General features: G+C 46.9%; 16 protein-coding genes and 1 tRNA gene. 2 read left to right on the top strand and 15 right to left on the bottom strand.

Features of this window, described 5'->3' with window-relative positions; translation table 11 throughout:
- The first annotated feature begins 8 nt into the window (after nucleotides 1-8).
- Nucleotides 9-83 (top strand) — tRNA-Gly (locus tag WC647_04065).
- Nucleotides 84-355: 272 nt separating this feature from the next.
- Here WC647_04065 and WC647_04060 read toward each other — a convergent pair.
- The 15 genes from WC647_04060 to WC647_03990 form a co-directional block, all read right to left on the bottom strand.
- Nucleotides 356-1,462 carry a site-specific integrase gene (locus WC647_04060; protein MFA6221467.1) on the bottom strand — a complete coding sequence of 369 codons (1,107 nt, stop codon included), beginning with the start codon at nucleotides 1,460-1,462 and terminating at the stop codon, nucleotides 356-358.
- Nucleotides 1,463-1,545: 83 nt separating this feature from the next.
- Complete coding sequence (locus WC647_04055) at nucleotides 1,546-4,236, bottom strand: toprim domain-containing protein (protein ID MFA6221466.1); 2,691 nt, start codon at nucleotides 4,234-4,236, stop codon at nucleotides 1,546-1,548.
- A gap of 205 nt (nucleotides 4,237-4,441) precedes the next feature.
- Complete coding sequence (locus WC647_04050) at nucleotides 4,442-5,149, bottom strand: phage Gp37/Gp68 family protein (GenBank protein ID MFA6221465.1); 708 nt, start codon at nucleotides 5,147-5,149, stop codon at nucleotides 4,442-4,444.
- Nucleotides 5,146-5,550 (bottom strand): hypothetical protein, encoded by a 405-nt coding sequence (locus WC647_04045; protein ID MFA6221464.1) that lies wholly within the window; start codon nucleotides 5,548-5,550, stop codon nucleotides 5,146-5,148. The genes WC647_04050 and WC647_04045 overlap by 4 nt, the downstream gene beginning before the upstream one ends.
- 29 nt (nucleotides 5,551-5,579) lie before the next feature.
- Nucleotides 5,580-5,807: a hypothetical protein gene (locus tag WC647_04040; GenBank protein ID MFA6221463.1), complete on the bottom strand. Its 228-nt coding sequence runs from the start codon at nucleotides 5,805-5,807 to the stop codon at nucleotides 5,580-5,582.
- Between the two features lie 32 nt (nucleotides 5,808-5,839).
- Entirely contained in the window at nucleotides 5,840-6,238 is a 399-nt protein-coding gene (locus tag WC647_04035) for a hypothetical protein (protein MFA6221462.1), read from the bottom strand.
- Between the two features lie 83 nt (nucleotides 6,239-6,321).
- Nucleotides 6,322-6,717, bottom strand: a complete 396-nt coding sequence (locus tag WC647_04030) for a hypothetical protein (protein ID MFA6221461.1) — start codon at nucleotides 6,715-6,717, stop codon at nucleotides 6,322-6,324.
- A gap of 32 nt (nucleotides 6,718-6,749) precedes the next feature.
- On the bottom strand, nucleotides 6,750-7,220 hold the full coding sequence (locus WC647_04025) for an ERCC4 domain-containing protein (GenBank protein MFA6221460.1): 471 nt from the start codon (nucleotides 7,218-7,220) through the stop codon (nucleotides 6,750-6,752).
- Between the two features lie 159 nt (nucleotides 7,221-7,379).
- Nucleotides 7,380-7,631: a helix-turn-helix transcriptional regulator gene (locus WC647_04020; GenBank protein ID MFA6221459.1), complete on the bottom strand. Its 252-nt coding sequence runs from the start codon at nucleotides 7,629-7,631 to the stop codon at nucleotides 7,380-7,382.
- 96 nt (nucleotides 7,632-7,727) lie between these two features.
- A complete protein-coding gene (locus tag WC647_04015; protein ID MFA6221458.1) occupies nucleotides 7,728-8,192 on the bottom strand; it encodes a hypothetical protein in 465 nt (154 codons plus the stop codon).
- Between the two features lie 529 nt (nucleotides 8,193-8,721).
- Nucleotides 8,722-9,099 carry a hypothetical protein gene (locus WC647_04010; GenBank protein ID MFA6221457.1) on the bottom strand — a complete coding sequence of 126 codons (378 nt, stop codon included), beginning with the start codon at nucleotides 9,097-9,099 and terminating at the stop codon, nucleotides 8,722-8,724.
- Nucleotides 9,100-9,233: 134 nt separating this feature from the next.
- Entirely contained in the window at nucleotides 9,234-9,554 is a 321-nt protein-coding gene (locus tag WC647_04005) for a hypothetical protein (GenBank protein ID MFA6221456.1), read from the bottom strand.
- Nucleotides 9,547-9,945 (bottom strand): hypothetical protein, encoded by a 399-nt coding sequence (locus WC647_04000; GenBank protein MFA6221455.1) that lies wholly within the window; start codon nucleotides 9,943-9,945, stop codon nucleotides 9,547-9,549. Before WC647_04000 ends, WC647_04005 begins: the two co-directional genes overlap by 8 nt.
- Entirely contained in the window at nucleotides 9,945-11,177 is a 1,233-nt protein-coding gene (locus tag WC647_03995) for a hypothetical protein (protein ID MFA6221454.1), read from the bottom strand. The genes WC647_04000 and WC647_03995 overlap by 1 nt, the downstream gene beginning before the upstream one ends.
- Before the next feature lie 10 nt (nucleotides 11,178-11,187).
- Nucleotides 11,188-11,412, bottom strand: coding sequence for a hypothetical protein (locus WC647_03990; protein ID MFA6221453.1), 225 nt, complete (start codon nucleotides 11,410-11,412; stop codon nucleotides 11,188-11,190).
- 440 nt (nucleotides 11,413-11,852) lie between these two features.
- On the opposite strand from WC647_03990, the gene WC647_03985 reads away from it, so the two are divergent.
- Nucleotides 11,853-12,380 (top strand): hypothetical protein, encoded by a 528-nt coding sequence (locus WC647_03985; protein MFA6221452.1) that lies wholly within the window; start codon nucleotides 11,853-11,855, stop codon nucleotides 12,378-12,380.
- Nucleotides 12,381-12,382 lie beyond the last annotated feature (2 nt).

Raw genomic sequence — 12,382 nt, 5'->3', positions numbered from 1 at the left:
AGATTCTTGCGGGAATAACTCAGTGGTAGAGTGCAACCTTGCCAAGGTTGAAGTCGCGGGTTCAAATCCCGTTTCCCGCTCCACTAACCCATTGAAATCATTAAGAGTAGAGGCCCAAAAAACCGTGTGCAAACCGTGTGCAAATTGGGCCTCGAATTATATTTAGGGTTTTGAGCTAAGTATAATTTCATAAGTACGCGTACCTGATTTTTGACATCGCAATACAATTAAAAAAAAATTATAGGGGATATGAATTTTGTATATATATAGGTAGGAAGCTACTGTCTTACCGTCCTACCGTCTTTCGGTAACAATAATCATAAGTTACAATTTGACAGTAAAAACGGCTACCGTCCTACTGTCCTGATTTATTGAGGCTGCGAATTGGAATAGGCTTGTTTATGCGGGCGAGTTCTTTTGAATTGCTCGATTCGAGGTGGCTGTAACGCTCGGTCATTTTCGTGGTTGAGTGGCCGAGAAGTTGTTTGATTTTGTATAGGCTGACGCCGCGGTTTGCCAGTTGACTTGCCAGGCTGTGTCGCGTGGCGCCATAAAGACCTATATCGGTAACGCCGGCCTTGTCACATGCCTTGCGCCACTGTTTAGTCAACCACGTCGCCGATAATGGTTTACCCTCTTTGTTGAACACGAATGCTTCCGGGTCAATAACCCTTGGCCTGGCTAGATACATTTCTTTCCAGTCCGCATCCAGGTCAATAACTCGACGGCGTTTACCTTTTGTTGTCTCCCGCAGTTTCGTTCCTGAATAGCTCCGACGAATAGTGACTTTATCAATTCTGAAGTCGAGGTCTTTGTGTTTGAGTGCCCGTAGTTCCCCTGGGCGACATCCGTGCGTCATGAGAAAGAAGATTGCATACAGATCATCTTCTTCTAGGTATTCCAATATGTGATCCTGAACGTCCTCATGGGCCCATTGCCAATCCGGTTCCGGTATTGGGCCCTGCTTGGGAAAGTTAGGCATGACCGGAATAACCTCCTCAAATACGGCGTCCTTGAAAATCTTGTGTAGCGCCGCCATGATATTATAGACGGTCTTAGCGTGATGATTCAGGGATAAATAAAACGCTTTCAATTCCCGCCCCTTGATGTCCAGCATGTTTTTGTCTTGGAAATGTGGAATGAATGTCTTGTGGACGAAACGCCGCAAATCTTTAAGATAGGTAGGGCTTAATTCATCGCGCTGTTCTCGCTTTTCACATCCAGCCAGCCATTCCAGCGCATATACGCTGAACGACAGTAGGCTTTTTTTGCTCTTGGCGTAGAAGTTCGCATCGAATGTGCCGTTTTCAATCTCCGCTGCGATTTTTATTAGTGTGGACTGTGCGTGATCCTTGGAATGAAAGGAAAGATGATTTTTGTCGCAGTGGATATCCATTCCGCCGGATATGCGAATCCGCCAGCGGTTGCCGCGTTGCTTATATATCTTTCCGATTTTAGGCATGAGCCAGTGCCCCTCCTCCTGGGGCGGCATATTGGCCTTACCGACTCGCCGTGTCAACTGTTTTGCAGTCTCGATGGCCATCATCAACAGGTGGTTAGTGTCTCGTTGTGGCCAACCTGTTTAAGTTCCATGTCCGAGAAGGGACAATTTTCGGGATCTGCAAGCCCGTCTGTCTGACCGCAAAGATCGTTTCCCTGGTAATGCCCACATTGGTTACATGGAAATGTTAAGTCCTTGTTCTTGGGAGAACCCCCGTCCTTTTGTGTCTGCCGAGACAAGGGAAGTTGAGTTTGAGTGTCCCGGTACATTGGGACAACTTTGTTTGGATCAGAAGGTATTTCTTTTTCAAACGGATTTTCCTTGTATACCCGTGTATCGTAAATCCGTCTGATCCGATTCGATCCCTCCTTTTTGTAAACTATTTTTATGCCGCGTCCTGAGAGATTCTCAATGATTGTGTTCAGTCTTGTCCCCAGTTTCACCGAGTTGATTGGAAAGCTCTTTTTATCAGCCCGTTTGTCGATTTCTAACCTGGAAGACATTTCTTCCATTAATTCAGTCGCAGTCCCTTCCCATTTTCCACCAATCATCGCCAAAAACTCGGGAATTAGTTCAGTCAATATTTCCCCGGAACTGACTTCAGCCTGTTGTTCTTCCTTGTTGGCTTTCCAGACCGCCATGATCTGTTCCTGGGTCAAATCTAATGCTGCGGCCATTGCTAAAGAATACTTGTTCGCCTCGGCCAAGCTGTGTAAATCATTTTTTATAGAGGGGGCGTTTTTGAGAGCTTGGGACATACAGTCGAAAATTCGCGCCTGGATGCCTGCCGTATATTTATGGGCTAGTTCGTCAATTTTGCTATCGGGTATTCTTTCATTGTCTGGAATAAGTTCGGTTTCGAGAAGAAACACGCGCCTCAAGAAGTCAGACTTTTTCCCGGGGTTGCTAACACCTGTTATAATCCAGGTACACATACAATCTATGCTATGAGTATCCCCCTGCGTGAAGTATTTCCGCTTGTCATCGTCTAACGCTGTAATGGTCTGGCAGAGCAGATCACTTTGTTCCGGTGTCATTTGATTAGCGTTGTCCAGGACCGAAACTGCGTAATTTGCCAACGGGGCGATCATGTCGTCCTCGTTTTTTCGAAAACGATTTGGGCCGTGGCTTGTTGTTGGATCGACTAACTTCTTTAATTTCATAGCCGTTGTAGTTTTTGCCGATCCCGCCGGTCCGTTAATTACCAGACCAGGTCTAGGCGTCCCGGGGAACAGCGCCAAACACAACCACATCTTGATAATGGTCTTTTGGTTATCATTAGTGACCCGAAGGAACTCAAATAGGTTATCCCATGTCGCCCTGGGGGTATCCGGTGTGCAGTCGTAAGCGGCGGTTTTGTGTGCTCGCTTGAATGGGTTTCCTTCTGTTTGAATCATGCGCCAGCCATCGGGACTGATCTCGTAAACCGCCCAATCCGGTCGGCCTGAATCAATAAGGATTTTATCTTTCGTGGCGTTCCAACACATCCGCACATAAAGATGGCGTGGTTTTCGAAATTTCTCAATTCCCCCCAACACAGCGCCAGTTACTTGTTCGATCTGTTTTGGGCCTACCCCGTCATAATATTGAGCCTTAAACTCTTTTTGAAACAACCTATTGAACTGTTCGCTATCAACCTGAATATTTTCTGAATGTCCGTTAATTGGGATATTGGCCCAGGGAAATCCGTTTTGATCGAAGAAAAACTGCCAATCCAAACATTGGAGACAAATATCTAGCTTTTGAAACTTGGTGAGTTTTTCAGATTTATCGGATGCGCCCTTGGCAGGCGGTTTCTTTTTGGTTTCTGCTTTGGCCGTCTGTGCCGAATACGGTTTCGCCAACTTAACGGCTGCCATTATAATGTCCTTGGCGGCGGTAGGGCGTTGCTCAATCAGATCCGCCGGGTCTTTTATTTTGTCACCCGGCATCTCGACAATCTTGACCGACTTGGCTACTTTCGCGTAGATCGCGGCGGCTTTCTTGGCATAGTTGCGACCAATTTTATCTTTGTCGGCGGTGATAATTACGTCCCGATCCCTGAAATAATCTACCACTCCGTGCTGTTCTAAATTTCCACATCCAGTCGAAGCGCTACCAACTGATGTTGCCGTAAACCCCTGACTTGTCATGGCCAGGGCGTCTTTTTCGCCTTCGCACACGAAAACTGGTTGATCTTTAGGAGCCGCTAGGAGTTTGGGCAGCATGAATGGAACTGGCGTAATGCCGCCTAGCCCCCATTTAATATCCTCGAGGTTGTTTGGGTTGCGTATTCCTTGTAGAAAAGTCTTTGTTCCCGGAGGGAACTTAGAAGGATCTTTTGGTTTAAATTTTACGTTTGAATAGATATACTTGTTGTTTTTGTCCTCATAATCGAAAATCGCTACAATTTTGCCGTCCTTGCGGGGATCAAAAACCTTCTTATCGGTTTCCTTGGTCTGCGATCTCTTGGGCGGGTCCGTTATCCCCGCCCTGGCTTTGAGATCGTTGAACGCTGTTGGGAAATCACATCCATACCTGAGCTGGTATAGAGCGAAATGGTCATAGGCTATTTGGACGCCGTAATCGTACCCGTAATCCTTATTACATCGGAAAGACGGATTGGTTTCATCTCGTGCAGGCGAAAAACTCTTGTCTCTTGACCTATGCTTGTCAGGAAATAATTCTCGGAATAAATCCTCAAAGTCGATGCTGTCTTTGATTTTTTCCTTGATTTCATCGTTGTAGCTAGTCATAATATTGTCACCTAGTTAGTTGAATTTTGGTTTCAGGAGGAGGCCGGGTGTGTCAGACCTGGCTTTCTTGGTTCTTGGCCAATCCATTCTCTGAGCGGCCCTCCGCATCCTCTCCGCCAGCTTCACGAGCCGAAGCAATTCGTAAAATTGAGCGGGTGTTAACCTGTCGAAAACGCCGTTAAACGGCTTCCAGAGCCCTCGGAGGTTATAGAATTGGGTATTCATGATGCTCTTTCCCTTCAAGTAAACTGCCGCCCTTCTGTCGATCCTTGCCGCCAACCTGTTTAAACCATAGCGGCACGCCGTAGCGCCGACACGCCTCCCGTATCTCTATCGCCCACTTTAGATCCATTGGTCGGGCTTTAGGTCCGCTCTCTCCACCGACAATCAGCCAATCAAGCCCTTTAATTGCATCCACTGGAATAGGGCCGAGCAAAGGCTCAAGAGATGCAAACCTGACCGCCGCGTCCTGTTTCTTTAGGATCTCCAGCCGTGATAGATACTTCTCGGATTCCATTGTCACGCCGAGCCAGACGTTCCTGGGCCAAGTCTGAATCCTGGAAAATCCCTCTGGGCGCTTCGTCAAGACCTGGAATATGTGTTGTGGATATTGGGTTATCATGTCGAATGTGGCGTCAAGGAAGCCATCTGACACGTCTTTGTGGAACGTATCTGACAGGCTGTTGAGAAATATCCGCTTCGGCTTCCCTCGCAAGACAGGATCGCTCAAGTGTTGCGGATGTTCTGTGAGTTTGAATCCATTCCTGAACTTGTGGGCCACCTTCGCATTAGGATTCAGCCTCATTCGATTACAGGTGGGCTCTGCATAGCAATTCACACAACCATCAGATACTTTTGTGCATCCGGTAAGTAGGTTTAGCGTCTCATCAGTCCATGAAATGTTTGTACTCACAACGTCACCGTCTCTCTAAGAAGCTGAGTTCGCAGGTTGCTGGCCGTAATCAGGTCGTAAACAAGGGTGTTCTTCCCTTTTTTGCATGGGCCTTCTAAGGCCGCCAGGAAGTCCCAATAATCGGTTCCCCATATATCATGGCTCCCCTGAAGGGTAACAGTTAGACCCGATCTTCCAAACGCATCCATGTGAATCGATAAACGCCGTGGCCGCAAATTGCGAAGCAGAAGCTGTTCTCTGAGTAATTCATGTGCTAACGACAAAATCTGTTCCTTTATGTGGTCAATTTTGTGGTCATGGACTAGGGGGTTGATGAGCCCTTGGTTGTCTGTCTCATCTTCAGAAAAGGTAAGTGTCCCGTTCGGATAAATCTCTCTGCATGCCTTTGTCTTTTGATTCATTTTATTCTCCTTATTCGTCGGATTTGCCCTTAAAACTGAAACTCAAACTGCACTGATTTTGCCGCATCACTTTTCTGTAATTCCATTAACTTCAGCGCAATTTCAGCGTGCGTCATGGAACAAAGCACCCCGGGAAAAAGGTCTAAAAACTTATTCACTAATGGCTGATATGCTCCTGGCGCAACATTCCCCTTGGTGTCTCGCATATCGCTATTACGAACTCCAACCACTTCGAATGTAATTTTCTTTCTTGCCATCTCACGTCTCCTTATTGGCCGTGTTAGCCAATTTAAAACAATATCGGTCGGTCGTGGGTGTCCTCCGCTGGCAGCATGATTATTCCGCCGGGATTGTTGTTTTCATCCCAAATTAGGCGGAACCTAAAGGGAAACACCTCTTGGCCTTCTATGCCGTTAATTCCCACGTTAAACGTATCTATTTCTTGGTTCAGGCTGCATAGACCTACCCACATAATGTCCCAGAGAATACCTTCCCGTGAACTACCAGTATTGGGATTATCCGCAGACTGCTCTACAATTTTCCATACCCGGTCTGTCACATACAATTCCTTACAAGAAAGGACCGCGGCTTCTTTCGGGTATCTCGCTGATATATCAATCAGGAAACCATCCTCTACTGCGTCTTGCCGGGTGTAATCCGACGTGGCGCTTACTGTTTCTCTCTTCATTTTTCATGTCTCCTTTTTCGTCATTTTTGCCCCTAAAACGGGATTGAATTGTTCAGTATTGTGCGTCCCCCCCCAACTCGCACCTAAAGTTTGCTGCTAACCTGATCCCAGAAATCGGATATGCCGGCGAACCATCCATCAATCCATGCCTGGGTTAACGGATTAAAATAATTGCCTTCCCCCCTCCCTAGTAGCGGATCAGCCTCAAAAATATTTGGAACCCAGTCGCTCCATGTTTCGTCGTATTCGTCAAAAAATACGGTGTCATTGTTGAGGTAATAGTCGTTCTGAACAGCTAATTTAAGTGCTACGTATTGGGCCTGTTTTGCCCAAGCGACGCCCCATTTTCTGCCGTTCTTCAAATATCCCTCATAAGCCTCGTCACGCTCTTTGTATAGACGCTCGACAATGGCGTCCATTTGTGGGTCTGTTACGGTCTCCTCAGTAAAAACCTGTCTTGCTTCTGTTGTCTGATTCATTTGATTTTCTCCTGTTCGTCGTTTTTAGCCCCTTAAAAGGGGAGTTCAGTCTCAATTTGTTTCATTTGCTCCCGATGATATTTCCGCAGCAAACTCTCGCATTTCTTTGCTGCCAGTTCTGCAGATCCGCAAAACAGAAACGGAACCTTGTAGCGAACCTCAAAAGCCGACACTGATTCCACGCCGGATCGTGGGTGTAAACGACTGCGGTAAAGACCGTTCTCAAGTTCGAAGTAACTGCTTTCGACCAGGACGGCGAAATATTCGAAGCCTCTCGATCTCTCCAGTTCGCGCTCAAACCTGTCCCTCTGCTTGCCGAGGCATCCGACTAAATCGTCGATAGTTTTGCGCTCGATAGCCACTTGATCCTCATAACCCGAAACCGAATAGTCACCAGTTCTGAGGCACGCCGTTACAGTTGGGGCGCTGAAATACATATCCCAGGCCGTGTCCGGCTCCCTTGTATCCTTGATTAAAGTGATTTGTTCGTCATTCATTCCCATGGCGAAGCGCCGCGAGACTTACCTTTTGAGGGTATCCAGCGCCTCGATATTCGTATCTAGCCAGTTTCCTTGACAAAATGAGTTTGTGGTGATAAGTAGGCATTATTGAGTTATACCCTTCTGCCCTGCGAGGCCCACCGCCCCAGGGCTTTCATCGTTCTAGGCCGCGACTGATTTCTCAGCTTTCCGAACCATTGGCTCTAATTCCCCGACCTCCACTGGCTGCATTAGAAAGTCGAAACCTTCTCCGAGGGCTGCGACAAGTTTGTCGTTAGTGACCGAATTGACCCTCCGGTCCCAGTTGTTTTCCAACTTTGAATACAGCGTTGGATGCAGGCCGATGAACCGGCCCATCTCTTCACAAGTCAATCCGGCACTTAACCGAATCATTTTTAACTTCGTAATTTTCATCTTCTCTTCTCCTCATGGGTATCCAGTTTGTAACCACTTTGTGTCCACTTACATATGCAGTTGGCATATGTTAATAGGTGCCGTTTTAAAACAGATTCACTTGAGAAAACGGGTAATCTCAAGCGTCTCGTAAACGTGCCGGATAATATGTCCCACATCTATAACCAGGAATCCAAAAGTTTTAAACCACTCCGCAGGAGCGGCGTCATCAATATCGAAAAAATCCCGGGCGTTTTTCGAATCGACGGGGTTGGTCATGTAAGTTTTTATCCAAAGTCCCAGGTCATTTGATTTTATAACGCGAATCAGTGGTTCTGTGCGCGAGGTCCGCAATCGTTGGTCTTCGTTTTGGACTGGCATTTCTGTGAGTGTAACTGTTAACATCACGTCGGGGCCAGCTTCATAATATAAATCCACAAGTTTATAGGCTTCTTTCAGGCCAAACCAACGACTACCCATGCCTGACACGTTTGTAGCCTCGGCCCTTGACAGGATTCCCCACAAACTTAGTTGTGACAAGACACCCAGGTGGACAATTTGTAATGCGCTGTATCTAAACATCTTTCTGATGCTCTTCTGTAATGCTTCAAAAGCAACCAATCCTCTCGCTTGGAATGCCGATATTTGAGAATCAGACAGCGTGCTGAAGCATTGTCGCACGTGTTTAGTTTGGTAGATGTGCATAGTGTCTCGCATAACTCATGCTATCACATGCTATGTGTTTGTCAATACTATAATCAATATGTTTAATACTTTTTCTTTCTATTGTGTTCAATATTAATTAACCTGCTAATTTAACTACCTAATATTATTTCGTGCCTGTTTTTCGCCGATTGTGCGTATCGTCTTGAAATTACTAGGGGAGGGAGTACGCGTACGTTCGGATTTCAGGCAAAAAAATAGCGCCGATCTACGACGGGCCAGGAGAAGGGCCACAAAATCGGCGCTTGTCAGAAGGAACATTAGGACTGTTCCCCTCAGAGACTTTTTGTGGCGCTGGCTATGGCTAAGAGGTACCGACCAGCGCCTGGCACTAGGACTAAAACACGCTCCGTTATGGAGCTGATAAATTCGCTTCTATTCCATTTCCTCAACAAATTCCGCCAAGACAGCGATCCAGAGCAAATTCCTGTTCCGCGATTATACTGCGCTGTTGTTCGACGAGCTTGTGCAATTCGAGTAGAGCCGGATCTGCCTGCATGTCCGGGGCATGAGCCCTTAGCTGTTCCCAAAACACCTGAAAATCGTCAATTTCAAGCTGGAGTTCGGCCACCGTGCGGCGGTACATGCGCCTTAGTTCGTCGATCTCGGCCCCAGGTTCGGGGTTATCCAGAGCCTCGGTGATCTCCAACAGCGCCTTTGAGCCCGCCTGGAACGCTTGTTTCATCAAGGAAATCGCCTCTTCAGCCGATGGGGGCTGGTGGGGTAGTATCCGCTGCCCGAATTTTTTTGGCCTATGTTTAGCCATTTTCCTGCTCTTCAACCACCTTCTGCTGCGCTATTATGCGAATAATGCCCTTCCCATACCAAACCGTATTTGGGGCGCTCATTATAATCTGCGAAATGATACATTTACGTTTCGGCTTTCGGTCTTTCAAGCCGCTATCCCGCGGCCGATTGTTCCTGGCCGGAAAGGGGCGGAACAGCCCGTAGGGACGAAAACGATGGCCGAGACGCCAATTCTAAAAAACGTTTCATTACACTCATTTGGTGTTGCGAGAATTTCGCTAGATTTTGCTTTTCAGATTTTCCAATCAAGTTAGAGAGCGCCTGGGCGCCCTCTATTACAAGTTTGTCGTCGCTTATGGCTTGAGCGTTTAATTTTTGCAGTTCTTGCGATCGGGAGGCGATTATATTTCTGAGTGATTCAACCTGAACTTGTAGTTCACGGCAGCACTCTATAAATTCATCGGTTTTATTCATTCTCATGTTCCTTTTGGTTATCGGTGACAAAATTGTCAGCGGCGTCGATCAAATCAAGCGGCGTATCAAACCAGCGGAGATTCCCTCGATCAACTTTTCCGAGTCCATGCTTTGCCGCCAGTTTCAGAAACATAGGATCTCTGGTTAACGCTTTAAGCCGCCGGGATAGGCGGTAATTGACGTTTAGAAACTGACAAACCTGGGCCAGAATCGCCTTTTCCAAAATCTCCATTTCCTGCGGGCTTGATTGACCTGTCGCTTCTATGCCTTTCAACGAAACCTGGCAATTTCTGGTCGTACGCCATGCGGCGTTCATGCTAACGGCTGCTTTGTGCTTGAAGGCTCGAAGCTGTTTCGTAATTTCCAGTAGCGTTTTTACGTCAGAAGCCATTATTGCCTATATCCGCCAACGACAAACCAGCTTGGAAACTGATAATCAGCGTATGCTTTCGTTTCGTCTATAATGACAACGGCCTTGTCTGCGACTCGCTCATACCCGCTCTGGTATCCAATAACAATGCCTCTTTCCCAGGATTCGGGTCTGAACGTCCGATCAACCGTAATTGGAATAAAATTCCTCTGTCTCAACGCATGGCTCGTGTCAACCACTATAAGCTGGTTGTCTGGAACGTGTGGGCTGACGTAGCGTTCGACTTGACTCGGCTCCGGTCGATTCACTAACGCAACCTGGGAAGTTCCGACCTGACGTTCCTTAAACTCATCAATAGCCGCCAATTTGTTGCTCATTTCTTCGCCAGCCACGATAGTGAAGTAACGCTCTCCGATCGCTTGCCCTTTAATCCAACAGCGAACCAGATCCACATAATCAATACCAACTGTCGGGTCCGAAACACCGATAACTGGCGCAGCGTTCGCTCCGGTCGAAAGATCGCCAGCAGCGAGGCAGTCAACCGCACGACCATCTTCAAGCGCCTGATAAACACGGCCCATTTCAGTAAGCCAGCTTTCGGTGATCGCCAATGGGTTAGCCTTGATATATTCTTCGGTCAACCTGACTAAAGTCCCGAATTTGCTGAATCGGATCTCCTCAGTCCCTTGGCTTATTCGAGATTCGGGAAAGTTTTCACCCTCGGCAGTCGCTATCGGTTGACCTTGGAATGTGAACCATGCTTTGCGGATAGCGGGAAACTGGCTCGGAACTCCTACTTGGAAACACAACTGTTGCCAAAGAGGAGGCGATCCGGCTGGCGTCTGGCTGAAACCCTTTGTAAAAATATCCGAAACCAGCGGCCCGAACAGATACCTGAAATCATCAGAAAGCGCCGCAAGGCTATTAAACGACTCTCGAATGGGATCAATACCCGCCGCTTCAAGCAGATCCGCCCAGGTCAACGGCTCGCCCTTTTGAGAAAGGAAAATCTGGCCGCCGTCTGGTCTCGTTTGGATGAATTCTTCAAACATGGTCATGGACCCAATGCCATTGTCGGGCTGAACGACATTGTGGTAGGGGGTTATTAAGTCCGTCTTGACCCGGGTTTTAAGTTCGGCGTTACTGATCTTTCCTGCATAGCGAACCTTATAGTCCTTGGAATTGGTCAATAGACTTCCGTATCCTCGTTTGTGAGGCACGCCAAACATCGACATTTCGCTTTTCATGCTCATGTTCATATTCCTATATATAATCAGGCTGTTTGCCTGACTTGATCTGTTCTTCGAGTTCTTGCAGTTGTTTCTTACAGCCAGTTTCAATGATTTCCCGCTGCGTCAATCCGCTCTCAAGGGCCGCCTGTCTGATTCGATCCCGCAATGAGCGATCCGTATGAAATGGTATCAAAACCCTCTCCTTGGCGTTAACCTGGGGTATTCCAAATTTCGTTATCGTTTTCGACCGGCTCATTCGCGAACCTCCTGTATTCTGGTATACCTACTTACCTCGAAAAAATAGTTTGTCAAGCCTAAACTAGCGCAATCACGAAATAATCTGTCAAGCGAAATTTGACAAAGATGTAAGTTATAGTTTCTAGGACTAGAGGCAATCGGGTGTGGGGAAACATTGCCAGATGCTTGAGTGTGCTGGAACACTTCCCTAAATCAATAGATTGACATGCTTGTAGACATGCCTCTATACTGCGGGTACAGTTGATAAACAACTAGACATTTAGGTTTCGCCGTAAGCCGAGTTCTCAGGAACAGGACGCGGTTTTATGGTTATTTGTTTATATTCACTTGCGTTTTGGGTTGCAATTTCGTTTGGCACGATGTATCCCTTACGGAAGATAGGGATGCCAATCATGGCAGAAGCATCTAAAACGGCAATCACCGCTTGACGTTGGGCAAATGGTTAAAAACAGAATAGAGCATATCGACAAGGTAATCCCGGATGCCTATCATGGGACCGTATTCCACAATGCTCAGAAAATCATTTCTAACAACAAGTTCGTGCCCAGCGATGACCTTGATACGCATTTAGGAACTGGTGTTTATTTTTATGAAACCGCTATAGACCTAGCCGTATGGTGGGCAAAAAAAAAATCTAAGGGGTCTGGTAGATATGGGGTCTTACAGGCGACAGTCCAACTTGGTAGATGTTTGGATCTTATTGCCCAGGAAAATCGTGACAAAATAAAATTTTGGAGAAGTGTCTTAGTGGAACGATTTAAAGACAAAAAAATCAAACTCCGTTGGGTAATCAATTCGTACGCCGAGGAATTTGGGGCAGATACAGTACGATGCATTTATGTACCTCCTGATCCGCAAGTTGTGGAGGAGGGTTCGGGAATCTATGAAAAGGTTCGTTTGGTGATCTGTGTGAGGAATGCCGAAAATATATTGAGAATCTCCCTAGCTGAAAGCGGGATAATATAGCA

This window comes from Desulfomonilaceae bacterium, assembly GCA_041662605.1.
GTDB lineage: Bacteria > Desulfobacterota > Desulfomonilia > Desulfomonilales > Desulfomonilaceae > CAJBEZ01.
Note: the sequence above shows the minus strand (reverse complement) of the source record. Positions and strands in the feature narration are given on the sequence as shown.